The organism is Sphingomonas aerolata (assembly GCF_023935825.1).
Taxonomy (GTDB): domain Bacteria; phylum Pseudomonadota; class Alphaproteobacteria; order Sphingomonadales; family Sphingomonadaceae; genus Sphingomonas; species Sphingomonas aerolata.
This window is the reverse complement of sequence record NZ_CP098762.1, coordinates 594,493-620,974: the sequence shown is the minus strand read 5'-3', so window position 1 is coordinate 620,974 and position 26,482 is coordinate 594,493. Positions and strand designations below refer to the sequence as shown.

The window sequence follows — 26,482 nt, the reverse complement described above, 5'->3', positions numbered from 1 at the left end:
TTAAAAGTCGACGCGAGCGCCGACCCGGAAGAAGCGACCCAGGACGTTCGCCGTCGTCCATGCGGGGTTGTACTGGTTGATGCTGTACCCGCCGCTCGGATCGAACGGGGGCTTGATGTCGAAGATGTTGAGCACGTTTGTGTACAGCGTAAACCGGTCGTTGACCTTGACCGTCGCGGTCATGTCGACGTTCCACGTTGCCTTCGCGTTGCACAGCACGGGCGAGCCGTCCTGGTACGTCACGACCGACGAACCGATGCTCGCCTCGCAATCGCCCTTCACACCGCTGTAACCGTTCGAGACATCGGTCGATGCCAGGTCATAGCCCCCGGTGTAGTAGGCGGTCGCCGAAAGCGACGCGGCTCCGACTTCGACGGTGTTCTGCCACGTCGCACGCCACTTGGGCGAACCCGAGCACGACGTGTTGTTGCAGGGGCTGAGCGTACCGTCATAGCGTTCGGTGTTGCCGTCTGCAGTCCGCTTGTCGAACCGGAGCAGGTAAGACGCATCGGCCGACGTGGTGAACGTGACGTTGTCGCCGATCGGGAAGCGCGCATTGGCACCAAAATCGATACCCTGCACGTTCTGCTGATCCGCATTCTGGTACGAGACCTCGATGAAGCCGATCTGTGGCAGTGCCGCAGGGTTGTCATTATCGGCCAGGCCGGGACGGACGACGACGCCGGGCAGGTTCACGACACCATTGTTCGCGTAATACTGCTCGAACGCGCCGGCCGAGCTGGCCGGGTTGATGATGCCCTTCACCTTGATGTTGAAGTAATCAACGGTGAAGTTGATCCGCGATGTCGGCTCGAAGATCGCACCGAGCGTCCAGCTGGTCGACTTTTCGGGGTCGAGGTTCGGATTGCCCGTTGAGGTGTTGCCGACCGAGAACTGACCCGTTGCATAGGAGTTGCCGCCATGCGCGGCGATGAACGCAGCCTGCGCCGGGATGCTCGGGTCGAGCGACCGCGTGACATAACCCGTGGTCGGCAGGCCGTTAGCTTCGTTGAAGCTCGGGATGCGGAACCCCTTCGAATAGGTACCGCGCAACGAGAACTGCTCGATCGGGGTGAACTTCGCACCGATCTTTGGCGAGAAGTTGCTCTGACCCGACGAATAGTCGTCATAGCGGCCCGAGCCGTTGATCACGAGCTGGTCGAGGACCGGCGCGTTGATTTCGAAGAAGGCCGACTTCACGTTGCGGCTACCCACTGCACCGACCGAATTCACGCCATAATAGCGATCATAAGGGGCGGCGTCGTTCTGCGGGTTCGCGCTGGGGTTGTCGATCGACTCCTTGCGATAGGCCGCACCCACCGCGACCTGCAACGGACCACCGGGCAGCGTAAACAGCGCCTTCGAGATGTTGCCCTGGATCTGCCAGAGATCGGCCGTCGAGCGCGTCCGGTTTTCGGGCGCGATGTAGTTGCGACTCTCTTCCGAGTTCGCGCTCGGGTTGACGAAGTTATACGTCCCCCGCGCGATCACGTCGAGCAGGCGCTGCGGGATCAGGTAGTTCTTCTGGATGACGTCGAGCTGGGTGTTCGACGCGGTGAAGTCCGCATTGTAGTTCCAGTCGTCGCCGAACGAACCCTTGAGCCCTGCGGCGATGCGCAGCGCGCGCGAGTTGGTCTCGATCGTACGCGGCCGGTCATACAGGCTCAGCAGCTGCGCACGGTTGCCGCTTGCCGCGAAGGGGTTGTTCGGGTTCAGAACCCCGTTCCCCACGTTGCAGCCCGTGTTCAGCATCGTCAGCGAACCAACGCCGCCGGCGCAGACATAGGTCGGCAGGAAGAGCGGGTTCAGCACGACCGCACCCGGCGGCGTGGTCTGGTTGTTGTAGCCGAGCGGGCTCAGCTGCGTGAAGGTGTTGGTCCGGTAATAGTTACCCGAGACATAGGCCTGTGCGTTCTCGCCGACATTGGCGGTGAAACGACCGGCAAAGCCGTACCGCTCCTGCTGCGGCAATACCTGCAGATACTGCTTGCGGAAGTCCTGCTGACAGACAACCGACCCGGCGGTCGGGCTCTGCCCGGGAAGAACCGTCACGGGGTTCAGGTTGCGACACCCATCGGCCGCGTTCAGGATATTGTACCGGCCGAGCGCGACGCCGGTCGCATCGACGGGACGGACCAGCGGTACGGTCGTCGACGCCAGTCCGGAAAACGTACCGTCGGCGTTGAAGAAGTTGCGTGCACCGGCGGGCTGGCGGATGCAGCTGCCCGCGTCGTTGCAGATCCGGCTCAGGTCCGACGAGTTGAACGGATAGCCGCGATCGCTCGCATTGACTGCTGCGGTGTTCTGATACTCGCCGTTGACGTAGAAGTTATAGCCCTGGGTGGCGAGGTCGCCATAGCCCCAGGTGGCATCGAGCCGCTGCTCGGCGCCGTCGCCGCGATCCGAAATGCCCGCAGATCCGTTGAGGTGGAGACCCTCGACCTGCTTCTTCATGATGACGTTGATGACGCCCGCGACCGCATCCGCGCCATAGGTCGACGATGCACCGTCCTTGAGCACTTCGATCCGCTCGACCAGCGCGCTCGGGATCGTGTTCATGTCGACGAAGTTGCGCTGGCCGTCATCGGCCAGCGGATAGGGTGCCATGCGAAGGCCGTCGAACAGCGTCAGCGTCGACTGGACCGACAGGCCGCGAAGCGACGCCGCGGTCGCCCCGGTCGCAAAGTTGCTGCCCGTGTTCCAGCCCTGGCTGATCGTACCCGCACCGTTCGACGTCAGCCGCTGCACGGCCTCGGCCGCGGTGTTGATGCCGCGCTCCTGCAGAGTCGCGGCGGTCAGCGTGGTGACCGGCGACGGGCCGGTGTCGCGCCCGCGGAACAGCGACCCCGTGACGACGATATCCTCGCCATCTTGTGGCGTGCTGGCGGTCGGCGGCAACTGCGCAGCGTCGGAAGCAGGCTCCGCTTCGTTGGTCGGGGCCGTCGTCGGCGCCGATGCGGGGGGCGGCACGGTCTGCGCCGACGCCGGGCCGGCAAAGACGATACCGGCACCCATCAGCATGAGCGCCTGCAAGGCGGTTCCCCCGCGCAGCGCGCAGCGTGCGAAACTTGAATTGGTCACTTGAGCGTTATCCCTCGCTTGTACCCTCGCGGCTGCATCGCAGTCCGCCGGGCAATGTCGCGCCCCCTTCATCGCGCGCAGTGACGCGACCCCAAAGGACAATGGCGATGGGATGGAGGTGCTGTCGCATCCTGTAAAGAATGCATCCGGGCGGCCGAATGCTTTGGCAATCTCGTGTAGCGAAAAAGACACAATCACTGGTACTTTTTCTTACAATCTGTTGCTTTTTCCGACAGCAGATCCTCGCTACGCATAATAATTAGGCAAAGGCATTTTCACGTCGCACCCGCGACAGGCGCTTGGCGAGGCCTCGGCTCGGGCTTCAGCGTCACTCCGGACCGGCCGCCCGAACCAAAAAAAAGGGGCGGCGGATCCATGATCCGCCGCCCCCCGATATCGCGTCCGAAAGGATCGCTTACATGTCGATCGTCAGGCCGACGAACAGGTACCGGCCGAGTGCATCATAGATGCCCGGATAGGTGTTGCCGTTGCCGAACGAGCCGATCGGCGAGGCTGTCGCGCTGAGGATCGGCGGCGTCTTGTCGAGCACGTTGTTGACGCCGAGGCGGTAGGTGACCTTGTCCGCGACCCGGATGGTCGCGGCGAGATCGAAATAGTCCTGCGCCTTCACGCGGCCGTCATTGGCAAAGAACGGCCCGGCCAGATCCGCATCGCCGCTGGTCCGCTCGAACTTGGTCGCCGACAGATGGCGCCAGTTGCCCGACAGGCCGATGCCACCCAGCGTGGTCAGCGACAGACGCGCCTGGTGACGCCACTTGGACATCGGATAGCCGCACTGTGCGCCGTACAGGCCCGCGCAATCGAACTTGGTGCCGACCTTGTCCGACGTGAACTTGTCGACATAGGTGCCGTTGAACGACAGGCCGATCGTGCCGATGCTGTCCGAGCGATAGGTATAGCCCGCCGAGGTCTCGATCCCCTGCGTGGTCAGCGACCCTGCGTTGACATTGGTGTCGACGATGAAGCCCGCATTGCCCTGCCACAGCGTGCCGTTGGCATCGCGGTTGATCGCACTGCAGAACTGGTCGTCGGCGGTCTGGAGGCACTGCGCGATGATCGTGTCCGCGCCGACGACGCCGATCCGGTCCTTCAGCTTGATGCGGAAGCCGTCGACCGACAGGTTGAAGCCCGGCAGGAACGACGGCCGCAGGATCACGCCCGCGGTGAACGTGTCGGCCTTTTCGGGGCGCAGGTTCGGGTTGCCGCCGAGCAGGCCGTTATACTGCTCGGACGGGTTGGCGGCGATCAGGCCGAACCGGTTCGCGGGAACGCCGGTCAGCGCGCACTGCGCGGCCGTGTTGCCGTTGACCAGACCGTTGACCGCGGCGCCGGCGCAGGGATCGGTCGCACCGTCGAGCTGGACCGACTGCTGTGCGAACAGCTCCTGCGTGTTCGGCGCGCGGACCGCACGGTTGTAGCCGCCGCGGAAGCGGACGTCGGAGACCGGCGCCCAGACCAGCTCACCCTTGTACGAATGCGCCGAACCCGCGGTGCTGTAGCTCGAATAGCGATAGCCGCCATTGACCGTCAGCTCGTTGACGAACGGGCGGTCGCTGACCAGCGGCACCTGGATTTCGCCGAACACTTCCTTGACGGTGTAGCTGCCGCGGATCGGCAACGTCGCGCCGCCCTGGCCGGCCAGATCGCCGCTCAGGAACGCGTTGTCGACTTCGAGGCTCAGCGATTCCTTGCGGTACTCGCCACCGACGTTCAGCGCGATGCCCTCGCTCGCGAACGGCGACTGCACGCCGTATTCGGCGCCCTTGAAGGTGAAGTTCGCGTTGAGGACGGTTTCCTTGTTCTCGCCCGACTGGAAGCCCGGGGTCTGGACATAGTTCAGCGCCTCGGGCGTGATCCCGGCCGCGCCGAAGATGTTGAGCGGGACGCAGTTCGGATCGGTGCCGTCGACGACCGAGCGGCAGACCGCCTGGCCGAGCGTCGCCGAGCCGGGACGTGTGTCGGTGATCGCGTCGAGCGCGCGCGTGGTGCGCGAGATCGAGAATTCATTGCGATACACCTGGCTGAACACGGTGCTGCCGAACTGGCCATAGGCCTCGTACGAGATGCCCTTGTCGATATCGCCGGTCGCGCCCGCGACGAAGCGATACTGGGTATGGCGAAGATCCGCCTGGCGCCCGCCGCCCTCGACGTTGCGACGGCCGATGCGGACTTTCGCCTGCTGATACTGCGAGCCGTCCGGGTTGGTCAGGTTGACCACCGCGCCATTGGCGTCGGTCACCAGGTTGGACGCACGGCAGAAGGTCGAGACCTGCGCCGCCGACAGCAGCGGGTTGTTGCAGTTCAGGACCGTCGTGTTGTTGAAATCACCTGACGGCGCGATCTGCGCGACCGAGCGATCGTCCATGAACATGAAGTCGGCATAGGGCTTGAACGCGTCGCTGACTTCATACTTGGCGAGGAAGCCCGCGGTGTAGCGCGTGTCCGGACGCTGGTAATAGTTCAGCGGGTTGGCGTTGTAGAGCGTCCGCCCCGCGACGAGCTGGCCTGCTGCGTTCAGCGTATAGCCGGTCGGCGGCCCGCCCTCGGTCGCATCGCCGAGCGTGAAGTTCGCCGGGAATGCGGTGGCCGATCCGCCGCAGACATAATCGTTGCCGACATTGCCCGACGGCGCGTTCAGCCCGCACGAGCTATAGTCGCGCGACCCCTGCAGGATCGCGCCGATCTTGCGATAGCCGCCATAGCCGACGACATGGCCGCGGCCGTCGCTGGTTGCCGCGCCGACCTTGAAGTTGATGTCGAACTGCGTGCCGTCGAACGCCTGGCCGCTCGGCGCGGGATAGCCGCTTGCCGCCGACAGCGCCTGGAACCGCTCGCTGCGGTTGTTGTGGTTGTTGATGCCGCCCGACACGTCGACGCTGAAGCCTTCGTAATCGGTGTCGAGCACGAAGTTGACGACGCCCGCGATCGCGTCCGACCCATAGACCGAACCGGCGCCGCCGGTCAGCACGTCGACGCGTTTGATCAGCGAGGCGGGGATCATGTTGACGTCGGCGGCCGCACTCGCGGTGCTGCTCGACGAGGGGTTGCCCGGCATCAGGCGGCGGCCGTTGATCAGCACCAGCGTGCGCGATTCACCCAGGTTGCGCAGGTTGATCGTCGCCGTACCGGTCGAACCGTTCGACACCGACGAGGTCTGCGTCGCGAACGACGCCGGCAGGCTGTTGAGCACGTCCTCGATCCGCGTCGCGCCACGCAGCTTGATGTCCGCCGCGTTGACCACGGTGATCGGGCTGGCGGAGGTCAGGTTGGGGTTCGAAATGCGCGATCCGGTGACGACGATGTCGGTGCTCGCGGCGGTTCCGGCTGCAGCGGGATCCTCGCTCGGCGTGTTCGAGACCGCCGGGGTCGTCGCTGCCGCGCCGTCGTCGCTGGTGGTGCTCTGCGGTGCTGGAGCCGGCTCGGCTGCCGGTGCAGGAGCCGGTGCGGTCTGGGCCGCTGCCGGCAGCGCCACGACGGCGCCCGCGATCATCGTGGACGCGAGCAGGCAGTCCCGAAACATATGATTCCGCATGTATTCATTCCCCTTTCGCGCCGTCGATCCGTGATGACTGACGCGATGTGTTGCGGCGCGCTCCGGCGCACTGACTGGGGGCCGGTTACGCAAACGGCAGCGCTTTTGTCCAAAATAAAATTGTAAAATAGTAACGGATCATCGCATTGACGTACCATTGTTACAAAAAGGCAACATCGTGAATCCGGCGCCCTGCGGCGGGTTTTCCGAAGGAATCAAAGGGGATATTCCGGGGATGGCGGGCCCTGCGCGCCCCCGCCGCGGATCGGCCCCGGATTGCCGAAGCCGATACGAGGATGACACGGACATGCACATATCGACACGACGCGCGGCCCCCGGCCTGCTGATCGCCGCGCTGCTGACCACCGCCCTGCTGATCGCGGCCCTGCCGTCCGCCGCGACCGCGGGGTCGCCCCGCGGCGGACGCGCGCCCGTGCTGGTCGCGCTCACCCAGTGCCGCACGCTGTCGGAGACCGCCGCGCGGCTCGCCTGTTTCGACCGCTCGGTCGCCGCGCTCGAACAGGCTGAAGCGAACCGGACGATCGTCATCATCGATCAGCAGCAGGTGCGCGAGACGCGACGCGCGGTGTTCGGCATCGCGCTCCCCGAGACGGGCCTGCTCGGCAAGGCCGAGGACCTGCCGCAGATCGAGGCGGTTCTCGCGGGTGCGTCGGTCGACGACTCCGGCCATTGGCGCTTCCAGCTCGCCGACGGCGCGCGCTGGGTTCAGACCGACGACAATGTGATCGCCCGGCGCCCGCGCGCGAAGGATGCGGTCGTCATCAAGCGCGCCGCACTCGGCAGTTTCCGGATGAGCGTCGGCGGTCAGCCCGCGGTCAAGGTCCGCCGCCTCAACTGACCGTCGCGCGCCCCCTCTGGCGTCCGGCGCTTACTTCATCGCCCCCGCCACCAGCAACGGATCAAGCTTCGCGTCCCCCCAGCGCAAACTCCAGTGGAGATGCGGACCCGTCGCACGCCCGCTATTTCCGACCGCGCCGACCGGCTGGCCCTGCGTCACCCGGTCGCCCGGCTTCACGTCGATCCGCGACAGATGCAGGAACGCGCTGTTCAGCCCCATGCCGTGGTCGATCATCAGCAGATTGCCCTCGAGCGTGAAGGGGTGATCCGCCGCCAGGATCACCACGCCGTCCGCGGGCGCGACCACGGTCGTCCCCGTCGGCCGCGCGATGTCGATCCCCGAATGATAGGACCCCGCCTCGCCATTGGCATAGACGCGCTGCGACCCGAACAGCGTCGAGATCCGCCCCGTCACCGGCCAGACGAACGCCTGCCGCCAGCCGTCCGACACCGCCCCGATCCGCCGCGCCGCGACGATCTGCGCGAGTTCGCCGGGGCGCACGCGCGCGAATTCGGGCGCGGGGACCGGATATTTGGGCAGGCTCGACAGCCGCGAAATGTCCCATCCGCGCGCTGCGATTCCCAGCGGTTGCTGCACGACGCGCCCGTCCGCCAGCGTCGCGACGAGCATCGCCTGCGTCCCCGCATCGCGGTCGAACCCCGCGACGAAGCGGCGATCGGGCGCGACCGTCACCGGCCGCCCGTCGAGCGTCAGCGCGCGCGTCCCCGCAGGCGCGGTGCCCAGGATCAGCCCGCCCTGGCTCAGCGTCCCGGTCCAGACGAACCCCGTCGCCGCGGGGGCGACCGCGACAGGCGCCGGCACGGTCTGCGCGACGCCGCCCGACGCCAGCAGCGCCAACGGCAGCAGCAGCGGGCGGATCACCGCGGTTTCATCGCCTCGGCGGCGCCCGCCGCGGTCGCATAGGCCTCCTGCCGCTCGACGCTCCAGTAGCGCAGATCCTCGAGCAGGATGCGGTGGCCGGTGACCGCGCACACGACATGATCCCCCGGGCTCAGCACGCGAAAGCCGTTCGCCATGTAGTGCAGCTTGGCGGCGCGGTCGGAATTGGACATCAGCATCGGGTTTCTCTCGTCGTCACAGAGGGAAGGATCAGAACAGGGTCGGCTGGCGCGGCGCGGCACCGGCGGCAGCGGACGGGGCGGCAGACGGCGTCGGCCGGCTCGCCGGCTTCGGCTTGGCGGCCACCTCGCTGTCACCCCCATCGACGGTGGCATCGACCATCCCGTCGCGGAAATGCAGCGTCAGCGCCCCCGCTGCACGCGCCGCCGCCGCCGACGCCAGCGTCGTGCCCCCCGGAGCCCGAGACGTCACCCGCGCATAGCCACGGTCGAGGATCGCATCCGGGTTGAGCGACTGGACCAGCCGCCACGTCGCATCGAGCCGCGCCCGCGCGCCCTCCAGCTTGCGTTCGAGCGTCGCCGGCCGCAACGCCGCGCCCGACCGGTCGAGGCTCCCGCGCGCCAGCGTCAGCCGCCGCTCGAGCCCGCGGTCGAGCCGCTGCCCGGCATCGTCCGCGCGCTGCCGCTGCGGCCCGAGCAGCTGGTCGCGCTTGGGCAGATGCCGCGCGAGCGCGTCGAGCCGCTCGCGCCCGCGCTCGACATAGCGTCGCGCGCACCGCTCGGTCCGGTTGCGATGGCTGTCGATCGTGAGGCGCAGGTCGGCGAGCACCGGCACCGCGATCTCGGCCGCCGCGGTCGGCGTCGGCGCGCGCAGGTCGGCGGCATAGTCGCACAGGGTCGTGTCGGTCTCATGGCCCACCGCGGAGATGATCGGGATCGAACAGGCGGCGACCGCGCGCACGACGACCTCCTCGTTGAACGACCAGAGATCCTCGACCGACCCGCCGCCGCGCGCGACGATCACCAGGTCGGGGCGCGGCACCGGTCCGCCGGGCGCGATCGCATCGAAGCCGCGCACCGCCGCGGCGATCTCGGCCGCCGATCCCTCGCCCTGCACCTTGACCGGCCAGACGATGACGTGCGTCGGACAGCGATCCTCGAGCCTGTGGAGAATGTCGCGGATCACCGCGCCCGTCCCCGACGTCACCACGCCGATCACCTGCGGCATGAACGGCAGCGGCTTCTTTCGGCCCGCGTCGAACAGTCCCTCGCCGCCGAGCTTCGCCTTCAGCTTCTCGAGCAGCGCCATCAGCGCGCCCGCGCCCGCCAGTTCCATCCGGTCGATCACGATCTGGTATTTCGACCGCCCGGGATAGGTCGTCAGCTTGCCCGTCGCGATCACCTCGACGCCGTCCTGCGGCACGAAGGCAAGGCGCGCCGCGCTCCCCTTCCAGATCACGCCGTCGATCACCGCCTGATCGTCCTTGAGCGCCATGTAGCAATGCCCCGACGCGACGCGCTTCCATCCCGAAATCTCGCCGCGCAGGCGGACATGGCCGAATTCGCCCTCGACCATCCGCTTGAGCTTGAACGCGAGTTCGCCGACCGACATGGCGAGTGCGTTGTCGCCGGCGACCGGCTCGGCTACCAGCCGCCCCATATCGCTCGCCAGCATGTCGCTGGACACGACGTCATCGGAAAAGGGATCGGGCATGAACGTCCTGCTGTTGGGCTCGGGGGGCCGCGAACATGCGCTCGCGTGGAAGCTGGTGCAATCGGCCAGCTTTTCTCCAGGCCTCGATACGCTCTATGCCGCGCCGGGCAACCCCGGCATTGCCAGCCTTGCGACGCTCGTGCGTCTCGATGCGACGGATCACGCGTCCGTCGTCGCCTTCGTCCGCGAGAAAGCCATCGGCCTCGTCGTGATCGGCCCCGAGGCGCCGCTCGTCGACGGCCTCGCCGATACCCTGCGCGCCGCCGCCATCCCCGTATTCGGTCCGTCGAAAGCGGCCGCCCAGCTCGAAGGGTCGAAGGGCTTCACCAAGGATCTGTGCGCGCGCGCCGGTATCCCGACCGCGGGCTATGTCCGCGTCGCGAGCCGCGCCGACGCCGACGTCGCGCTCACCCGCACCTTCTCGCTGCCCGTGGTCATCAAGGCCGACGGGCTCGCCGCGGGCAAGGGCGTCGTCATCGCCTTCACCCGCGCCGAGGCCGACGCCGCGCTCGACGCGCTGTTCGCGGACGGCGAGGCCGAGGCGGTGATCGAGGAATTCCTCGAAGGCGAGGAGGCGAGCCTCTTCGTCCTCACCGACGGCACCACGCTGATGCCGTTCGGCTCGGCGCAGGATCACAAGCGCGTCGGCGAGGGCGATACCGGCCCCAATACCGGCGGCATGGGCGCGTACAGCCCCGCCCCCGTCCTCACCGCCGCGCTCGAACAGCGCGCGCTCGACGAGATCGTCGCGCCCACCGTCGCCGCGATGGCGGCGGACGGGATCCCGTTCAGCGGCGTCCTCTATGCCGGCCTCATGCTCACCGCGCAGGGCCCCAAGCTGATCGAATATAACGCGCGCTTCGGCGATCCCGAGACGCAGGTGCTGATGATGCGGTTCGAGGGCGACCTGATCGCGACGATGCTCGCGGTCGCAGAAGGCCGGCTCGCCGACCTGCCCCCCGCCCGCTTCAGCGCCGCCACCGCGCTGACCGTGGTGATGGCGGCCGAGGGCTATCCCGGCACGCCCAAGGCGGGCGGCGCGATCATCGGCCTCGATTCGGCACGCGCGGCAGGCGGCACCGTCTTCCACGCCGGCACCCGCCTCGAGGATGGCGGCCTCGTCGCCGCGGGCGGCCGCGTCCTCGCGGTCACCGCCACCGGCGACGACCTCGCCTCGGCGCAGGCCAACGCCTACCGCGCGGTCGAGGCGATCGATTTCGCAGAAGGCTTCTACCGCCGCGACATAGGCTGGCGCGAACTCACCCGCTGACCCAAAGCAAAAGCCCCTCCCCTTCAGGGGAGGGGTTGGGGGTGGGGCGCATCCCCAAACGCAACGCCACTGATACCACCGCCAACGCGCATTAAGTCTCGCCCCCCCCGACCCACCCCGCTACTATAGGCAAATGAACGAAACTTCCGCGACGTCCGCCTCGGGCGACAGCCTGCTCCCCGACGGCATCACCACGCTGACGACGATCCATTTCGCGATCATCGCGGTGCTCGCGCTCTTCGTGATCGCCGGGCTGCTCTGGGGCATCAAGGCCAAGCGCAGCCGCAAAAAGGCGTCGCGCGACGTCATCGCCAACGCCCGCGAAGCCGGCGTCGAACCCGCACCCGAGCCGACCCCCGATCTGCCCCCCGCGCCGACGCCCGCCGCGGCTCCCGCCCCCGAAACGCCCCCGGCCCCAACCCCGAAGCCGGCCCCGAAACCGACCCCCGCGCCCAGCCAGTCGCAGGTCCAGACCGCCCCGAATCCGATCCCCGCCCCGATTCCGGTCGCGCGCCCGGTCGCGCCCGCACCGCAGCCAGTCGCCCCCGCGCCTGCTCCCGCGCCAACCCCCGCGCCGCTGTCCGACGAACCGATCGCCGCCGCCAGCTTCGACGCCAACCCCGCCGCCGAAGCCGCCACCCCGACCGAGGCGCCAGCCCCGACCCCGGCACCCGCCCCGGCTCAGACGCCAGCGGTCGACCACGCCGCCGCCCCCGTCACCCAGCTCAAGGGCCTCGGCCCCAAGGTCGCCACCCGCCTCGCGGAGCTGGGCGTCACCACCGTCGGCGACATGGCTGCACTCTCCGAAACCGAAGCGCAGAACATCGACGCGCAGCTCGGCGCCTTCACCGGCCGCATGGGCCGCGACCGCTGGATCGAACAATCCCGCCTCCTCGCCGCCGGCGACAAGCCCGGCTTCGAAGCGGTCTTCGGCAAACTCTGACGCCCGGGCCGCGCGTCAGCGGCCTGCCTTATCCCGACAGGCTATTTCCGACCGAGCGTCTTGATCGCCGCATTGCACCATGCGGGGTCCTTCGGATGCTGGCTGCCCTGGCCGATCCGGCTGATGAGATACGGCTCGTCGGCGGGGTTGGCCTTGGCCACGGCAAGGAACGTGTCCATGTCGGCCGATGCGATGAAGCGCGAACAGCGACCCGCGATTTCCATCGTGTCGCCCAGCCCACGAAGCGGGGCGGACACCGTCCGGTCATCCGCCGGCCGCACGATCACGGGTGGCGCCATCTGCCCCGAGGCAGCTTGCAGCAATAAGACAAAGGCTATGGTGGTCATGGCCGACACTAGCACGAACATCCGCCACCGCCCGCGTTGACGCGGACGCTGCCTCACGCACCGTTAACGAATTTCATCCACGACAAGGAAAACCAATAAGGCGGCGGACAGGCTATGCAGCAACCACGATACGGGATGGCAAAGGGGCTGCTGATCCTTGCGTATCTATGTCTGGGTCCAATCGTCTGCGCTGCTGTCGCCTTCGACAAGCCTGTCATTATCCTGGCGGTCGGTTTGGCCGTTGGCGTGTTCCTTGGTCCCGTCCTGCACCGTCTGGCAAACAGCGAGCATGCGGAAACCGTCGCACACGAGGAGGTCGACGCCGAAGCAAGGATCGCCATCCTCGTGTGCGCAATCCTGTTCGTCGCACTGTGCGTCTACGTCATCTATAGCTCGTGGTATGACTACCAATCACTTCGCGACGTCCCGATCTACGGGGTCGGAATGATCTATGCGCCGTCTCTTGTAGTCGGAATCGCGGCTTTTGCCTGCGTGCGGTACGTGTCGCGACGGCTTAAAATCTCGGGCAACCGCTAAGCGTCGAAACAATGAGCGCCCGGGTAAATCAACCGGGTCGGTGATCCGGCGCGTTCAAGCCCCGCACCCCCAGCCTCAGACCTCGCTGACGAGCAGCTTGTCGATCCGTCGCCCGTCCAGATCGACGATCTCGAACTTCCATCCCTGCTCGACGAAGCTCTCGCCCTCGCCGGGCAGATGGCGGAACACCGCGAGCGCCAGTCCCGCGACGGTCGCGTAGTCGCGGTCCTCGGGCAGGTCGATGCCCAGCCGGTCGGCCAGCGCATCCGCCGCCATCGTGCCGGCGACCAGCAGCGAGCCGTCGTCGCGCACCACCACCGACGGCGAATCGTCGGGGTCGGCATCCGACTTGAACTCGCCCGCGATCGCGGCGAGCAGGTCGGCGGGCGTCACGATCCCCTCGAAATGCCCGTATTCGTCATGGATCAGCGCCATCGGCACCTCGGCCTGGCGCAGCGCGATCAGCGCGTCCATCGCGTCGATCTGGTCGATCACCACCGGCGCCTTGCGCATCAGCACGTTGAGGTCGAGCGGCTCGCCGCGGAACAGCGCGGCGGCGATGTCGCGCGCCTGCACGACGCCGCGCACGCGGTCGATCGACCCGTCGCCGACCGGCAGCCGCGTGTGCTGCGACGCGAGCAGCGTGTCGCGGATCTCGTCGGCATCCCAGTTGCAGTCGAGCCAGTCGATATCGGTCCGCGGCGTCATCACCTCGCGCACCGGCCGGTCGGCGAGCCGCACCACGCCCGAGATGATCGAGCGCTCATGCTCCTCGATCACGCCCGACTTGGACGCCTCGGCGACGATCAGGTGGAGCTCCTCGGCGGTGACGTGCTCCTCCGATTCGCGGTTGAGGCGCAGCGCCTTGAAGATCAGCGCGCTCGTCGAATCGAGCACCCACACGATCGGCGCGGTGATGATCGCGAGCCAGCGCATCGGCCGCGCCATGAACGCGGCGATCGTCTCGGGCGATCGCAGCGCGAACTGTTTGGGCACCAGCTCGCCGATGATCAGCGAGGCATAGGTGGTCAGGCCGATGACGATCGCAAAGCCCGCGGTCTCAGCGGTGCTCGCGCTCAGCCCCAGCGCCTGCAGCCGCGCCGCGGTCGGCGTGCCGAGACTCGCGCCCGAATAGGCACCCGCGAGGATCCCGATCAGCGTGATGCCGATCTGCACGGTCGACAGGAACTTGCCGGGGTCGGCGGCGAGCAGCAGCGCGGCGCTCGCGCCCTTGCGTCCGGTCCGCGCCAGCGCATCGAGCCGCGCACGCCGCGACGACACGATCGCGAGCTCGCTCATCGCGAACACGCCGTTCAACGCGACGAGCGCGAGGATGATCGCGACGTCGATCCAGGGGAAGGGGGGAAGCGGTGCCATTGGCTCGATCGTCTCTTGGCGCACATTCGCGCGCTTCACAACCGGTCTCGACACTTATCGTCATTGGGCGTTCAGTGCGCAGGTGGAACAATCGCCGAATATGCCGGGTTATCTGCGGCATGATCAAAAGGGACAGAGACATGAAGGCCAAGGGTATATTCATCGGCGCAGCGCTCGCCGCACTCGTCACGACGTCGGCCTGCACGACCGATCCGGAGACGGGCCAGCGGACGATCTCGAAGACCGCGCTCGGCGGCATCGGCGGCGCGCTCGGCGGCTATCTGCTCGGCGACATCGTCGGCGGGCGTAACGACCGGACAGAGAAGCTGCTCGGCGCAGGGATCGGCGGTCTCGCGGGTGCGGGCGTCGGCGCGTACATGGACAAGCAGGAGCGCGATCTGCGCGCGCGCACCGCAGGGACCGACGTCCAGGTGATCCGCCAGGGCGACGACCTCGTCCTCAACATCCCGTCGGGCATCACCTTCGCCTATGACAGCGCGACCGTGCAGCCGCAGTTCCAGCGCACGCTCGACCAGGTTGCCTCGACGCTCGGCCAGTATAACCAGACCTATATCGACGTGTACGGCCACACCGATTCGACCGGCAGCGACTCCTACAACCAGACCCTGTCGCAGCGCCGGGCGACCTCGGTCGCGGATTACCTGTCGAGCCACGGCGTCCAGTCCGCCCGCATCGGCACCCGCGGCTACGGCGAAAGCCAGCCGATCGCCTCGAACGACACCGACGCCGGCCGCGCCGCCAACCGCCGCGTCGAGGTCAAGATCGTCCCCATCACCCAGAACGACCTCCGCTAACTCCACCGTCCGCCCACCCCTCCGTCATCCCGGCGAAAGCCGGGACCCAGGGCCGCGGGCGGACCGGCAGCAGAAGACAGAGGTTCGCGCAGAGGCGCGGAGGCGCGGAGAGAGAGAAGAACCGCGTTCACGCGAAGGCGCAAAGGCGCGAAGTCATAGATTCGGGCCTCTCGGCCGGCAGACACAATGCGACTTTGCAGATGCGATTGAGATATCGCGGCTCCACGCTCGCAACATCTTTGTGCCTTCGCGCCTTCGCGTGAACCCACTCTTTCGACGCCCAGCCAACAAGCTGCCGACAGCCCCCTAACGCCGCCCCCGGAAAAACCCCGTCAGCAACCCCGAAGCCTCCCGCTCCCCGATCCCCGCATACACCTCAGGCCGGTGATGGCACGTCGGCTGGCCGAAGAACCGCGCGCCATGCTCGACCGCGCCGCCCTTCGCATCCGCCGCCCCGTAATAGAGCCGCGCGATCCGGGCATGCGCGATCGCCCCCGCGCACATCGCGCACGGCTCGAGCGTCACCCACAGATCGCAATCCTCCAGCCGATCCCGCCCCAGCGCCCTGGCCGCCGCGCGAATCGCGAGGATCTCGGCATGCGCGGTCGGATCGCACAGCGCGCGCGGCGCATTGGCCGCGGTCGCGATCACCTGCCCGGCACGCACCACGACAGCGCCGACCGGCACCTCGCCCGCCGCCGCGGCGTCGCGCGCGGCGTCCAGCGCGCGCCGCATCGGGTCGGGGATCGGAAACATGCCCCGCCCTGCCCTGCCTTCCCCATCAGGTAAAGCCACAGGGCAGCGCGGGCGCGGATCAGTTGGCGGGCACCTGGCCATTGTCCGCCGCGGTCCCCGGCTTGTCGACCGAGATCGTCGGCACCGCGACCGTCTTGGTCTCGGTCCCCAGCCGCACCTTGGCGACGTCCGCCTCGAATTTCGGCGTCTGGATCGCGCCGGCGCGCGTCTGGTCGATGTTGATGATCCCGAAATACATCAGCGCGACGACGGCGAGCAGCGCGATCGCGACCAGAGACAAGAGCGTACGCATGGGATTCCCCTTATATAAGGCCACGACCCATGACGGGCGTCGACCGGTTCGATGGCGTAACAACGTCGATCAACCCCGCGCGGTTGCACGCGCCGCTGTGCCGCCCCGTTCGCCGCATCCGCGCGAGCACCGATCGGCAAAAACGGGTGAATCGGTTGACGCGGCCGCGCTTGCCGGGTATCCGCGCGCCTTTCCGGGGTTCCTCCCGACACTTGATAGGTAGACAGATGTCGCGCATTTGCGAACTGACCGGCAAAGGCCGGATGGTCGGGAACAACGTGTCCCACGCCAACAACAAGACCAAGCGTACGTTCCTGCCCAACCTGCAGAACGTCACGCTGATCTCCGACTCGCTCGAGCAGAGCGTTCGTCTCCGCGTCTCGACGCACGGCCTGCGTTCGGTCGAGCATAATGGCGGCCTCGACAACTGGCTCGTCAAGACCTCGGACGACAAGCTCTCGCTCAAGGCCCGCCGCCTGAAGCGCGACGTCGTCAAGAAGATCGCCGCCGCCGCCTAACCCGCGCGACTGCGACACGGCCCCGGCCCGCGCTCCCACCGGAGCGCGGGCCGTCGGCGTTTGTGCGCTTGCCGCACCGAAACGCGCCGCCGAACCCGTTCCACCCCCTCTCCGTTCGTGTCGAGCGCAGTCGAGACACCGCCCGCCCGGCGCACCGTCCCCTCCCGTTCGTGTCGAGCGCCCCCTCCCGTTCGTGTCGAGCGAAGTCGAGACACCACCGCCACCCCGGCGCACCACCCCCGCTACCCCTCCAGCCGAAATTTCAGCAACAGGGTCCGCTCCAGCACGGTCTCGTTGTCGTCCGACACGATCCACACCACCGTGTCGTCCCCCTCGCGCATCACCGCGATTCCCTCGAAATTGTCGTGCACCAGCGGCGCCGCCAGCCGCGCGATCTCGCGCCCGCGCACCACCGCCCCCGCCCGAATCGCCCCCGATTCGATCACCGTAACAGCGTTGGAAAACGCGAACGGCGCGGCAAAGGCGCGATTGAGCACGATCAGCCGCCCGTCAGGCAGCTCGGCGACATCGACCGGACTGAACCCCGTCGGCGGCACATAGGTAAAGCCGACGCCGCGCGCCGTCAGCGGATCGCCCGCAAACAGCAGCCCCCGCCGCCCGGTCCCGCGCCCGACCCCGCCCGCGCTCGTCCGCACCCGCGGCCGCGCGGTCTCCGACAGCACGACGAATCGCCCGTCGCGCAACCGCACCATGCTCTCGGGCCCGCCATTGTCCGGCCATTCGCGCATCGCCCGCGGCCGGACCATCCCCTCGAATCGCGCCAGCAGCGTACCGTCGGCCCCTGCGGCATAGCGCCCGACCGCGTTCCAATATTCGAACCCGACCCACGCGGTCCCCGTCGCCGCATCGATCGTCAGCGATTCGCTGTCCCGGTCGCGCTTCGACCAGCCCTGCCCGGGACCACCCGGCAGCGCGGCAAAGCCGATCCCCGCGGGCCGCCAGTCGTCACCGATATGAAAGCGGACGATATTCCCGCCATCGCTGAGCAGCGTCACCTGTGTCCGCGAAGCCCCGCGACGGACCGCGATCGAGGAATATCCCCCGAACGCCGAATCGCGACTGCGCAGCACCACCCCGCCCAGATAGGTCAGCCCGCCGAGCCGCCGCCGCGACGGATCGGCCGGATCGATCCGCACCCGCGTCGCGGTCATGTCCGCCGCCGCACCCAGCAGCGGGAGCCGCGACGTGCCGCTCCATCCGGGCACCAGCAGGTGCACGCTCGCCAGCACGAACAACAGGGTCGGGATACGCCGCACGCCCGCCCCATAGCCGCTGCCGCGCCCGGGGGCACCCGCTTCCGGTCAGGCGCGCGCGATAGGGCGTGGGACCGGAGTCGCGCCTGAACCGTTGATAACGAACGCATTCAGGCTCGGCTCAATCCGACTCGACCATAAGGCTGTCATCAGGATCGAAGGGCCCGCCACCGGCGCACTCCCCCAGGTCCCAAATGGGAGACGTTTGATGTTCAAGACCTTCACCCTCGCCGTCAGCGCGCTCGCAATGGGCACCGCGACCCTGGTCCCCGTCGCCGCCGAGGCGCAGCGCTACGGTTACGAGCGCGGCTATGACCGCGGTTACGACGGGCGCGGCTATGACCGTGGCCGTGGCTATGACCGCGAATATCGCGGCAACGACCGCCGCTACAACTACCGCAACGACCGCAACAACCGTCGCGGCTGCGACAACACCGGCGGCACGATCGTCGGCGCGCTCGCCGGCGGCCTTCTCGGCCACACCGTCGCGGGCCGCGGCAACGGCACGATCGGCGCCCTCCTCGGCGCCGCCGGTGGCGGCCTCGCCGGCAACGCGATCGATAAGTCGGACAACCCGCGCTACTGCCGCCGCTAAACGCGAAAGCGCGGGTGCTCGCCAAGCCGAGCACCCGCGCCACCCAGTTCCCCCAGTTCCCTCGCGTAGCGTATCGAGGGCAGAGGCCGGTCCCCCACAGGGGGCCGGCCTCGTGTTCGTCAAGCCGCAAGACCCTCCGCAAACACGACCGACCCCTCTTCCGTCATCCCGACGAAAGTCGGGACCCAGAGCCCAGCAGCGTCGCCCCTCGTAACCCTGGTCCTGACGTTCGTCAGGATGACGGGATTTTTGGTCGGGCCGGTCGACACCCCACTCCCGTCATCCTGACGAAAGTGAGGATCCAGAGCTCAGGCCACCGTCCCCAGTGACCCGGAGAAACCCCACCCCGTCGGCAAAGCCGTCGGCCGGACCGGGTTGCACCCGTCCGCCGGCCGTGCCGGTTTGGGCCCGGCTGCCCCGCAGCCGGGCCCAAACCGTCAATACATATGCTGCCCGCCATTGATGCTCAGCGTCGAGCCGGTAACGAACCCGCCCTCTTCCGAGCACAGGAACACCACCCCGCGCGCAATCTCGCTCGCCTGGCCCAGCCGCCCGACCGGGATCTTCGCGACGATCTTCTCGAGCACGTCCGCCGGCACCGCCGCGACCATGTCGGTATCGATATAGCCCGGCGCGATCGCGTTGACCGTTACGCCGGCCCGCGCGCCCTCCTGCGCCAGCGCCTTGGTGAAGCCGTGGATGCCCGATTTCGCCGCGGCGTAATTGACCTGGCCATATTGCCCGGCCTGCCCGTTGATCGAGCCGATATTGACGATCCGCCCCCATTTCCGCGTCCGCATCCCCGGGAACACCGCCTTGGCCATGTTGAAGCAGCCGCCCAGATTGGTGTCGATCACCGCCTTCCAGTCGTCATAGCTCAGCTTCAGGATCGTGCCGTCGCGCGTGATGCCCGCATTGTTCACGACGATGTCGACATCGCCCAGGTCGGCCGCGACCTTCGCACAGCCCGCCTGGCACGCGTCATAATCCGCGACATCCCATTGATAGACCGCGATTCCGGTCCGCGCGGCAAACGCCTCGGCGCGTTCGGCATTGCCCGCATAGGTCGCCGCCACGGTCAGCCCGGTCTTCTGCAGCGCGAGGCTGATCGCCTCGCCGATGCCACGCGTTCCCCCGGTTACGATCGCGACGCGTGCCATGCCTTCTCTCCCGCCATACGTGTTTTACCGGAGGCTAACCGCGGCGCGTCCAACCTTCAAGCTCGCGTGCGAGCAGCCGCTCGAGCATCGCGATCCCCGCAGGGCCATCGTTCAGGCACGGCAGATAGGCAAAGTCCTTGCCGCCCGCCTCCTCGAAGCTCTCGCGCCCGCGAATCGACAATTCCTCGAGCGTTTCCAGACAGTCCGCCGAAAAGCCCGGCGCAAAGATCGCGACCTTGGTCTTCCCCGCCTTGGCCAGTTCGACCAGAGTCTCGTCGGTCGCGGGCCCAAGCCATTTCTGCGGCCCGAACCGCGACTGGAACGCCACCGTCAGCTCGCGCCCCATCGCCGCGCTCAGCAGCCGCGCGGTCTTCTGGCAGTGGCAATGGTACGGATCGCCCATCTCCAGCGTCCGCTTGGGCATGCCGTGAAAGCTCGCGACGATCGCATCGGGGACGAAGTCGAGCGCGGCGAGCGACGTCTCGAGATCGGTCTTCAGCGCGTCGATATACAAGGGATCGTCATAATAAGGCGGCAGCGTGCGCAGCGCGGGCTGCCAGCGCAGCCCCGCCAGATGCGCGAACGCCTTGTCGTTCGCGGTCGCGGTCGTCGCCGCGCAATATTGCGGATAGAGCGGCGCGAGCAGGATCCGCTCGCAGCCCGCGGCCTGCATCGCGCTCAGCCGCTCGGCGATCGCCGGCCGGCCATAGCGCATCGCCCAGTCGACCAGCACCTCGGGCCCGAACGACTCCTTCACCGCCGCCGCCTGCAACCGCGTGATCGCGGCGAGCGGCGATCCGTCCTCGCGCCACACCTGGCTGTAGGCATGCGCCGATTTCTTGGGCCGCGTGTTCAGGATGATGCCGCGCAGGATCGGCTGCCACGCGATCGCCGGGATCTCGACGACGCGGCGATCCGACAGGAATTCGCCGAGATAGCGTTTGACCGATCGCACGTCGGGGCCGTCGGGCGTCCCCAGGTTCATCAGCAGGACGCCGATCCGGGGCTTCGGAATCGCGGGATGGTCGGGGGGCAGGGTCATGTCGAGGGTCTTAAAGGCAAATCGCGCAGACGAAAGCCCGTTGCGGAGAAGATTGCGTTGGCGATCGCCGGCGCGACCGCGGGCACGCCCAGCTCGCCGACCCCGCCCGGCGCCTCGTCGCTGCGGATCAGCTCGACGGTGATGTCGGACGTGTCCGCCAGCCGCGGCAGATGCAGGTCGCCGAACCCGCGCGCATCGGCCAGGTTGCGCGTGAAGCCGGTCGCCGCGCCCAGCGCGGTCGCCAGCCCGAAGATCAGCCCGCCCTCGATCTGCTGGCGGACCAGATCGGGGTTGAGCTGCACCCCGCAATCGACCGCCGCGACCAGCCGCTCGACCACCGGCCGCCGGTCCGCGCCGAGATGCGCTTCCGCCAGCACCGCGATGAAACTGCCGCGAAAGGCGTGGGCCGCGATCCCCTGGCCGCTGCCGGGCACGCCGCCATTCCACCCGCCCAGCGACGCCGCGGTCGACAGGCACCGCGCGAGTCTCGCGCCACCGCCCAGCATGCCGATCCGGTAGGACATCGGCTCGCTCGCGGCGATCCGCGCGAGCTCGTCGACGAACGTCTCGGTGAAGAACGCGGTATAGCCATGCGCGCCACCGCGCAGCGCCCCGGTCGGCACGCCGATCTCGGCGGCATGATGCACGACCGCCACCGCCGGGATCGCATAGGCGGGCAGCGCACCGCCGACCGCATGCGGATCGCCCCGCGTCAGCGCGGTCGCCGCGCGGCTCGCAACCCCCGGCAGCACCCGCGCCGCGATCTCCGCGCCGGTCGCGGGCGCCGCGATCGCCGTGCGCCAGGCAAGAATCCGCCCGCGCGCGTCGAGTCGCGCCGCCAGCCGCGCCGCCGCCGCGGGCCGATAGCGGTCGTGCATCAGGTCCTCGGCCCGCGACCAGACCAGGCTGACCGGGCGTTTCAGCCGCACCGCCAGCACCGCCGCCTGCGCCGCCGCGTCATGCTCCAGCGCGGCGCCGAACGACCCGCCGACCGGCATCGGATGGATCACCACCTGCGCCTCGGCGATCCCCGCCGCGCTTGCCGCCGCCGCGCGCGCGGGCCCCGGCGCCTGAGTCTGCAGCCACAGCTCCAGGATCCCGTCGCGGTACGCCGCGGTCGCGCTGCGCGTCTCGATCGCCGCATGCACCGCGGGCGCGACGCGGTAGGCGGCGGTCACCACCCCCGCCCCGTCGAGCAGCGTGCCGATCTCCCCGGTCTGCGCCATCGTCGCGCCCGACGTCTCGAACGCGGCGTCGAGCGCGGCGGCGATCGTCCCGCTGTCGACCAGCGGGCCCCGCGTGGAAAATCGCGGTGCCATTGCGGACAGCGCCTGCTGCGCCGCCCAGCCGGTTGTCGCCACCGCTGCGACCCAGGCCGGCGTCTCGACGATCTGCAGCACGCCGCGCACCCGGTCCGCGGCGGCGCGGTCGACCCCGATCAGCCGGCTGTCGCCGACCGGTCCCTGCCGGATCGCCGCATGGACCATGTCGGGCAGCCGCACGTCGCCGGTGAAATTGGCGGATCCGTCGACCTTGGCGGGCGTGTCGATCCGCGGCACCGACCGCCCCGCGAGCGCCCCCGCGCCCGGCCCGCCGATATTGGAGTCGTCCGGGAGCGTCTCGCGCGCGGCGTCGTCGGCCAGCGCGGCGAAGCGGATCCGCCGCGTGCCTTGGACGACGAACCCCGCCTCGGTCCGGCAGTCCGCCCAGTCCGCATCCCAGCGCCGCGCCGCCGCCTTGCACAACAACACCCGCGCCGCCGCGCCCGCGCTCCGGCACGCCGCCTCGAACATCCGCACCGAACTCGATCCCGCGGTCAGCATCGGCGCGGGGCCGGCGACCGCTGCGGGAACCACGCCCGGCATCCCCTCGAACAGCGCGTTCAGCCCGACCGGATTGGCATAGAGCGGGTTGAGCGGCGCGGGCTCGACCCCCACCGTCCGCCAGTCCGCGCCCAGCTCGTCCGCGACGATCTGCGCCAGCGCGGTATAGACGCCCTGCCCCTGTTCGGCCTGCGGCACCGCGACCGTGACATGCCCGTCGCTGCCGATCTTCAGCCACGCCCCGAACGCGCTCTCCCCCGGATCCGCGACCAGCGTCGGCGCATAGTCGCGCGGCCACAGCCCCCAGGCCACGACCAGCCCGATCCCCACGCCGCCCCCCGCCAAAATCCCCCGCCTGCTGATCATCCCGCGCCCCTACCCCGTCTCCCCCCCGCGGTGAAGGCGCCGCAAACCGCCGGATGAGGGGCAGCGCGCCCCACCCCCACCCGTCTCCCCCCTTCCGTCATCCCCCCTTCCGTCATCCCGACGAAATTCGGGACCCAGGGTACCAAAACGCAACGCTGCTGGGCTCTGGATCCTGACTTTCGTCAGGATGACGGGAGGGGGTGGGTCATCCACCCTCCCCTCACCCCCACCCGTCATCCCGACGAACGTCGGGACCCAGGGTAACAGGCCACAACGCTGCTGGACCCTGGGTCCTGACTTTCGTCAGGATGACGAGAAGAAGTGAGACACCCCAACATACGCCCCCCACCCCGTCATCCTGACGAAAGTCAGGATCCAGAGTACCAAAACGCAACGCCGCTGGACCCTGGGTCCTGACGTTCGTCAGGATGACGCAAGAAGCGAGCTATCCCAGCCGCACCCCCCTCAGACCATCCCCCGATACCGCTCCCGGATCGTCACCTTGTCGATCTTCTCCGTCCCCAGCCGCGGCAGCGGCGCGTCGGCGATCCAGACCCGCTGCGGCACCTTGAACGCCGCGATATGCTGGTGGAGGAACGCGCACAGATCGTCCGGCGTCAGCGTCTCGCCCTCCTGCAGCACCACCACCGCGCCCGGCACCTCGCCGAACCGTTCGTCCGCCAGCCCGAACACCGCCGCCTCCGCCACCGCGGGGTTCTGGTACAGCGCCGCCTCGACCTCCTGGCACGAGATATTCTCGCCGCCGCGGATGATGATGTCCTTCTTGCGGTCGACGATGAACAGATAGCCGTCCTCGTCGAGAAACCCGATATCGCCCGTCCGGAAATAGCCGTCCGCGGTGAACGCCGCCGCGGTCGCCTCGGGCCGGTTCCAATATTCCTTGAAGTTGCACACGCTGCGGATGCCCACCTCGCCACGCACGCCCGCGGGCTGTGCACGCCCGTCATCGTCGAGGATCGCGAGGTCGACCAGCGGCGCGCTCGCCCGCCCCGCCGAATTGGGCTTGGCGATATAATTGCTCCGCCAGTTGCCCGTCCCCACCGCATTCGTCTCGGTGAGGCCGTAGCCGATCAGCGGCGCGCTTCCGCCCATCTCCTCGCCCAGCCGCCGGACATGCTCGACCGGCCGCGGCGCGCCCCCCGCGGCGAAGTCGGTCACCGTCGACAGGTCATAGTCACCGCGATCGGGATGGTTGAGGATCTCGAAGCTCATCAGCGGCACGCCGACGAAATAGGTCACGCCCTCCGCCTCGATCAGCCGCATCGCCTCGCGCGCATCCCATTTGGGCATCAGCACCAGTTTGCGCCCCATCGCGAAGCTCTGCAGGAACACCGGCACCTCGCCGGTGATGTGGAACAGCGGGATCGTCAGCAGCGTGACCGGCTGGCCGACCGGCGGGTTGCCCTGCGCGGTGGCGATGCCGAGCATCATCATCGCCTGCCCCAGATAGTTGAAGATCGCCTGGATGATCGCGCGGTGATCGCACAGCGCGCCCTTGGACTGGCCGGTCGACCCGCTCGTGAACAGGATCGTCGCATGGTCGTCGGGGCCCAGCGGCGGCAGCGCGACGCCGACCGGGTCCTCCTTCAGCAGCACGTCGAGCGCGATTCGCAGCGGCAGCATGTCGTCGATCCCGATCACCGGCGTCGCCAGCCCGGCGATCTGCGCCAGCCGCTTCACGCGCGGCGGATCGGCGAACACCATGTTGCAGTCGACGTCGCGGATCGCCGCTTCCAGCTCGTCCGACTGCCACCAGCCGTTCAGCAGCGTCGCGACCCCGCCGGCCATGATGATGCCCATGTACAGCACGATCCACGACGGCGAATTGCGCATCGCGATGCCGATCCGGTCGCCGCGCTGGATGCCGTGCGCGGACACCAGCGCGCAGGCGACGCGCTCGGCGGCGTCCTCGACCTCGGCGAAGGTCAGCCGCTCGTCGCCTGCGACCAGGAACACCTGGTCGCGGTGCTCGCCGGCATAATGCGCGAAATAGGCGTTGAGCGCGGGCGGCGCGACGGCGATCGTCGGCAGCGTCACGCCGAACCGCTCGATCGATCCGAGCCCGAGCATCCCCCCGGGCGCGGTCAGCGCCGCCATCGTCGAATCCATCGCCGCGTCTAGCTCGGTCCGCATCTCGCTCTCCCATTGCTACGACGACCCCGGTCTTATCGCCTTGGTCTTATCGTCACCGCTCATTATGCAGGCGCGAACGCGTGGGGAAAAGCCATTGATCCTGTCGACCTTAGCCGCCGTAGCCGGTGGCCTGCCTAGCCCCGCTACGGGCCAACATATCCGGTTCGAGGACCTGGGGCTCCACCCCGACGTCTTCTCGATCGGCTTCTTCACGCTGCGCTGGTACAGCCTTGCCTATATCGGCGGGATCCTGCTCGGCTGGTGGTATCTGCTGAAACTGCTCGCCCAGCCCGGCGCACCGATGGCGCGGCGTCATGCCGACGACCTCGTCTTCTACGCGACGCTCGGCATCATCCTCGGCGGGCGGCTCGGCTATGTGCTGTTCTACGCACCCGAGATGATCCTGCGGCCGTTGCGCATCCTCCGGCTCTGGGACGGCGGCATGTCGTTCCACGGCGGCGTCATCGGCGTGTCGCTCGGGCTGATCCTGTTCGCGCGCAAGCACAAGCTCAACTGGCTGCGCGTCCACGACTATATCGCCTGCTGTGTACCGTTCGGGCTGTTCTTCGGGCGGCTCGCCAATTTCGTCAACGGCGAGCTCTGGGGCAAGCCGACCGACGTCGCCTGGGGCATCGTCTTCGCGCGCACCGTCCCCTTCGGCATGATCGAGCCCGCCCGCCACCCGAGCCAGCTCTACGAGGCCGGGCTCGAGGGGCTCGCGCTGTTCGCGCTGCTCTGGTTCGCCTTCTGGAAGACCAAGGCGCGCTATGACCCGGGCAAGCTCGTCGGGCTGTTCGTGCTCGGCTACGGCCTCGCGCGCTTCACCGTCGAATTCTTCCGCGAACCCGATTCGCAGCTGCGCGCCTTTGCCGAGAAGACCGGGCTCCACATGGGCCAGTGGCTCTGCGTGCCGATGATCCTCGGCGGCCTCTTCCTGATCCTCACCGCCGCCCGCCGCCGCATCCGCGTCGAATCCATCGCCGGCGCGCAGAGCGTCGCGTAGCGGACACCACCCTCACCCTCATCCCCACCCCGGCGAAGGCCGGGGCCCAGTTGGGAAGGCCCAGGTGACGAGCGTGCTGCCCCCCGTCATCACCGTCCCCCAACCGGGCCCCGGCCTCCGCCGGGGAGGCAGAGAAATACATG

22 protein-coding genes are annotated in these 26,482 nt (G+C 68.4%); 8 read left to right on the top strand and 14 right to left on the bottom strand.

The window, feature by feature from the left end:
- Nucleotides 1-3,081 (bottom strand): TonB-dependent receptor domain-containing protein, encoded by a 3,081-nt coding sequence (locus NEF64_RS02985; protein ID WP_252574595.1) that lies wholly within the window; start codon nucleotides 3,079-3,081, stop codon nucleotides 1-3.
- A 415-nt stretch (nucleotides 3,082-3,496) separates the two neighbouring features.
- Nucleotides 3,497-6,634, bottom strand: a complete 3,138-nt coding sequence (locus NEF64_RS02980) for a TonB-dependent receptor domain-containing protein (RefSeq protein ID WP_056406974.1) — start codon at nucleotides 6,632-6,634, stop codon at nucleotides 3,497-3,499.
- 307 nt (nucleotides 6,635-6,941) lie between these two features.
- Here NEF64_RS02980 and NEF64_RS02975 point away from each other — a divergent pair, with 307 nt between their 5' ends.
- Nucleotides 6,942-7,493, top strand: coding sequence for a hypothetical protein (locus NEF64_RS02975; RefSeq protein WP_235516404.1), 552 nt, complete (start codon nucleotides 6,942-6,944; stop codon nucleotides 7,491-7,493).
- A gap of 30 nt (nucleotides 7,494-7,523) precedes the next feature.
- On the opposite strand, the gene NEF64_RS02970 is transcribed toward NEF64_RS02975, so the two are convergent.
- Genes NEF64_RS02970 through xseA form a run of 3 tightly spaced genes read right to left on the bottom strand, consistent with a single transcriptional unit; the run spans nucleotide 7,524 to nucleotide 10,067 of the window.
- Nucleotides 7,524-8,375: a M23 family metallopeptidase gene (locus NEF64_RS02970; protein WP_414711877.1), complete on the bottom strand. Its 852-nt coding sequence runs from the start codon at nucleotides 8,373-8,375 to the stop codon at nucleotides 7,524-7,526.
- A complete protein-coding gene (locus NEF64_RS02965; RefSeq protein ID WP_031441717.1) occupies nucleotides 8,372-8,572 on the bottom strand; it encodes a DUF2093 domain-containing protein in 201 nt (66 codons plus the stop codon). Before NEF64_RS02965 ends, NEF64_RS02970 begins: the two co-directional genes overlap by 4 nt.
- A gap of 31 nt (nucleotides 8,573-8,603) precedes the next feature.
- A complete protein-coding gene (xseA, locus tag NEF64_RS02960; RefSeq protein WP_082446904.1) occupies nucleotides 8,604-10,067 on the bottom strand; it encodes an exodeoxyribonuclease VII large subunit in 1,464 nt (487 codons plus the stop codon).
- Between xseA and purD the strand changes: the two genes are divergently transcribed.
- Both purD and NEF64_RS19240 read left to right on the top strand, forming a co-directional pair.
- Nucleotides 10,066-11,337, top strand: coding sequence for a phosphoribosylamine--glycine ligase (purD, locus tag NEF64_RS02955; RefSeq protein WP_056406972.1), 1,272 nt, complete (start codon nucleotides 10,066-10,068; stop codon nucleotides 11,335-11,337). The genes xseA and purD overlap by 2 nt on opposite strands.
- A gap of 133 nt (nucleotides 11,338-11,470) precedes the next feature.
- Nucleotides 11,471-12,280: a hypothetical protein gene (locus NEF64_RS19240; RefSeq protein ID WP_056406970.1), complete on the top strand. Its 810-nt coding sequence runs from the start codon at nucleotides 11,471-11,473 to the stop codon at nucleotides 12,278-12,280.
- Nucleotides 12,281-12,321: 41 nt separating this feature from the next.
- Here the strand turns inward: NEF64_RS19240 and NEF64_RS02945 are convergent, their stop codons facing one another.
- Nucleotides 12,322-12,627 carry a hypothetical protein gene (locus NEF64_RS02945; RefSeq protein WP_156360366.1) on the bottom strand — a complete coding sequence of 102 codons (306 nt, stop codon included), beginning with the start codon at nucleotides 12,625-12,627 and terminating at the stop codon, nucleotides 12,322-12,324.
- Nucleotides 12,628-12,762: 135 nt separating this feature from the next.
- Here NEF64_RS02945 and NEF64_RS02940 point away from each other — a divergent pair, with 135 nt between their 5' ends.
- Nucleotides 12,763-13,164: a hypothetical protein gene (locus tag NEF64_RS02940; RefSeq protein WP_056406967.1), complete on the top strand. Its 402-nt coding sequence runs from the start codon at nucleotides 12,763-12,765 to the stop codon at nucleotides 13,162-13,164.
- A gap of 75 nt (nucleotides 13,165-13,239) precedes the next feature.
- Here NEF64_RS02940 and NEF64_RS02935 read toward each other — a convergent pair whose 3' ends face one another.
- The gene (locus NEF64_RS02935; protein ID WP_056406965.1) at nucleotides 13,240-14,541 is read right to left on the bottom strand and encodes a hemolysin family protein; all 1,302 of its coding nucleotides are present in this window, start codon (nucleotides 14,539-14,541) and stop codon (nucleotides 13,240-13,242) included.
- A 140-nt stretch (nucleotides 14,542-14,681) separates the two neighbouring features.
- On the opposite strand from NEF64_RS02935, the gene NEF64_RS02930 reads away from it, so the two are divergent.
- On the top strand, nucleotides 14,682-15,356 hold the full coding sequence (locus NEF64_RS02930; protein ID WP_056406963.1) for a YiaD family glycine zipper/OmpA-like lipoprotein: 675 nt from the start codon (nucleotides 14,682-14,684) through the stop codon (nucleotides 15,354-15,356).
- Nucleotides 15,357-15,662: 306 nt separating this feature from the next.
- On the opposite strand, the gene NEF64_RS02925 is transcribed toward NEF64_RS02930, so the two are convergent.
- Both NEF64_RS02925 and NEF64_RS02920 read right to left on the bottom strand, forming a co-directional pair.
- On the bottom strand, nucleotides 15,663-16,091 hold the full coding sequence (locus NEF64_RS02925) for a nucleoside deaminase (protein WP_056407442.1): 429 nt from the start codon (nucleotides 16,089-16,091) through the stop codon (nucleotides 15,663-15,665).
- A 79-nt stretch (nucleotides 16,092-16,170) separates the two neighbouring features.
- Nucleotides 16,171-16,404, bottom strand: coding sequence for a hypothetical protein (locus NEF64_RS02920; RefSeq protein WP_031395039.1), 234 nt, complete (start codon nucleotides 16,402-16,404; stop codon nucleotides 16,171-16,173).
- Nucleotides 16,405-16,631: 227 nt separating this feature from the next.
- On the opposite strand from NEF64_RS02920, the gene rpmB reads away from it, so the two are divergent.
- Nucleotides 16,632-16,922 carry a 50S ribosomal protein L28 gene (rpmB, locus tag NEF64_RS02915; RefSeq protein ID WP_031395040.1) on the top strand — a complete coding sequence of 97 codons (291 nt, stop codon included), beginning with the start codon at nucleotides 16,632-16,634 and terminating at the stop codon, nucleotides 16,920-16,922.
- A gap of 242 nt (nucleotides 16,923-17,164) precedes the next feature.
- On the opposite strand, the gene NEF64_RS02910 is transcribed toward rpmB, so the two are convergent.
- Nucleotides 17,165-18,199 carry an esterase-like activity of phytase family protein gene (locus tag NEF64_RS02910; protein WP_235516403.1) on the bottom strand — a complete coding sequence of 345 codons (1,035 nt, stop codon included), beginning with the start codon at nucleotides 18,197-18,199 and terminating at the stop codon, nucleotides 17,165-17,167.
- 205 nt (nucleotides 18,200-18,404) lie between these two features.
- On the opposite strand from NEF64_RS02910, the gene NEF64_RS02905 reads away from it, so the two are divergent.
- Nucleotides 18,405-18,791, top strand: coding sequence for a glycine zipper 2TM domain-containing protein (locus tag NEF64_RS02905; protein ID WP_056406961.1), 387 nt, complete (start codon nucleotides 18,405-18,407; stop codon nucleotides 18,789-18,791).
- 437 nt (nucleotides 18,792-19,228) lie between these two features.
- Here the strand turns inward: NEF64_RS02905 and phbB are convergent, their stop codons facing one another.
- The 4 genes from phbB to NEF64_RS02885 form a co-directional block, all read right to left on the bottom strand.
- Complete coding sequence (phbB, locus tag NEF64_RS02900) at nucleotides 19,229-19,951, bottom strand: acetoacetyl-CoA reductase (protein ID WP_031439092.1); 723 nt, start codon at nucleotides 19,949-19,951, stop codon at nucleotides 19,229-19,231.
- A 34-nt stretch (nucleotides 19,952-19,985) separates the two neighbouring features.
- The gene (gene hemH / locus NEF64_RS02895) at nucleotides 19,986-20,993 is read right to left on the bottom strand and encodes a ferrochelatase (RefSeq protein WP_056406960.1); all 1,008 of its coding nucleotides are present in this window, start codon (nucleotides 20,991-20,993) and stop codon (nucleotides 19,986-19,988) included.
- Nucleotides 20,990-23,182 (bottom strand): molybdopterin cofactor-binding domain-containing protein, encoded by a 2,193-nt coding sequence (locus NEF64_RS02890; RefSeq protein WP_056406958.1) that lies wholly within the window; start codon nucleotides 23,180-23,182, stop codon nucleotides 20,990-20,992. The genes hemH and NEF64_RS02890 overlap by 4 nt, the downstream gene beginning before the upstream one ends.
- 465 nt (nucleotides 23,183-23,647) lie before the next feature.
- Nucleotides 23,648-25,336 carry a class I adenylate-forming enzyme family protein gene (locus NEF64_RS02885; RefSeq protein WP_056406956.1) on the bottom strand — a complete coding sequence of 563 codons (1,689 nt, stop codon included), beginning with the start codon at nucleotides 25,334-25,336 and terminating at the stop codon, nucleotides 23,648-23,650.
- A 94-nt stretch (nucleotides 25,337-25,430) separates the two neighbouring features.
- Between NEF64_RS02885 and lgt the strand changes: the two genes are divergently transcribed.
- On the top strand, nucleotides 25,431-26,339 hold the full coding sequence (gene lgt / locus NEF64_RS02880; protein WP_056407438.1) for a prolipoprotein diacylglyceryl transferase: 909 nt from the start codon (nucleotides 25,431-25,433) through the stop codon (nucleotides 26,337-26,339).
- Nucleotides 26,340-26,482: the final 143 nt, after the last annotated feature.

Coding starts and splice junctions, on each gene's coding strand:
- NEF64_RS02925 (WP_056407442.1), bottom strand. CDS start 16,091: ATGCGGCGCGCGCTGGACGCCGCGCGCGACGCCGCGGCGGCGGGCGAG.
- NEF64_RS02905 (WP_056406961.1), top strand. CDS start 18,405: ATGTTCAAGACCTTCACCCTCGCCGTCAGCGCGCTCGCAATGGGCACC.
- rpmB (WP_031395040.1), top strand. CDS start 16,632: ATGTCGCGCATTTGCGAACTGACCGGCAAAGGCCGGATGGTCGGGAAC.
- phbB (WP_031439092.1), bottom strand. CDS start 19,951: ATGGCACGCGTCGCGATCGTAACCGGGGGAACGCGTGGCATCGGCGAG.
- NEF64_RS02930 (WP_056406963.1), top strand. CDS start 14,682: ATGAAGGCCAAGGGTATATTCATCGGCGCAGCGCTCGCCGCACTCGTC.
- NEF64_RS02935 (WP_056406965.1), bottom strand. CDS start 14,541: ATGGCACCGCTTCCCCCCTTCCCCTGGATCGACGTCGCGATCATCCTC.
- NEF64_RS02965 (WP_031441717.1), bottom strand. CDS start 8,572: ATGCTGATGTCCAATTCCGACCGCGCCGCCAAGCTGCACTACATGGCG.
- purD (WP_056406972.1), top strand. CDS start 10,066: ATGAACGTCCTGCTGTTGGGCTCGGGGGGCCGCGAACATGCGCTCGCG.
- NEF64_RS02885 (WP_056406956.1), bottom strand. CDS start 25,336: ATGCGGACCGAGCTAGACGCGGCGATGGATTCGACGATGGCGGCGCTG.
- NEF64_RS02975 (WP_235516404.1), top strand. CDS start 6,942: ATGCACATATCGACACGACGCGCGGCCCCCGGCCTGCTGATCGCCGCG.
- NEF64_RS02920 (WP_031395039.1), bottom strand. CDS start 16,404: ATGCGTACGCTCTTGTCTCTGGTCGCGATCGCGCTGCTCGCCGTCGTC.
- hemH (WP_056406960.1), bottom strand. CDS start 20,993: ATGACCCTGCCCCCCGACCATCCCGCGATTCCGAAGCCCCGGATCGGC.
- NEF64_RS02945 (WP_156360366.1), bottom strand. CDS start 12,627: ATGACCACCATAGCCTTTGTCTTATTGCTGCAAGCTGCCTCGGGGCAG.
- NEF64_RS19240 (WP_056406970.1), top strand. CDS start 11,471: ATGAACGAAACTTCCGCGACGTCCGCCTCGGGCGACAGCCTGCTCCCC.
- xseA (WP_082446904.1), bottom strand. CDS start 10,067: ATGCCCGATCCCTTTTCCGATGACGTCGTGTCCAGCGACATGCTGGCG.
- NEF64_RS02940 (WP_056406967.1), top strand. CDS start 12,763: ATGGCAAAGGGGCTGCTGATCCTTGCGTATCTATGTCTGGGTCCAATC.
- NEF64_RS02890 (WP_056406958.1), bottom strand. CDS start 23,182: ATGATCAGCAGGCGGGGGATTTTGGCGGGGGGCGGCGTGGGGATCGGG.
- NEF64_RS02980 (WP_056406974.1), bottom strand. CDS start 6,634: ATGCGGAATCATATGTTTCGGGACTGCCTGCTCGCGTCCACGATGATC.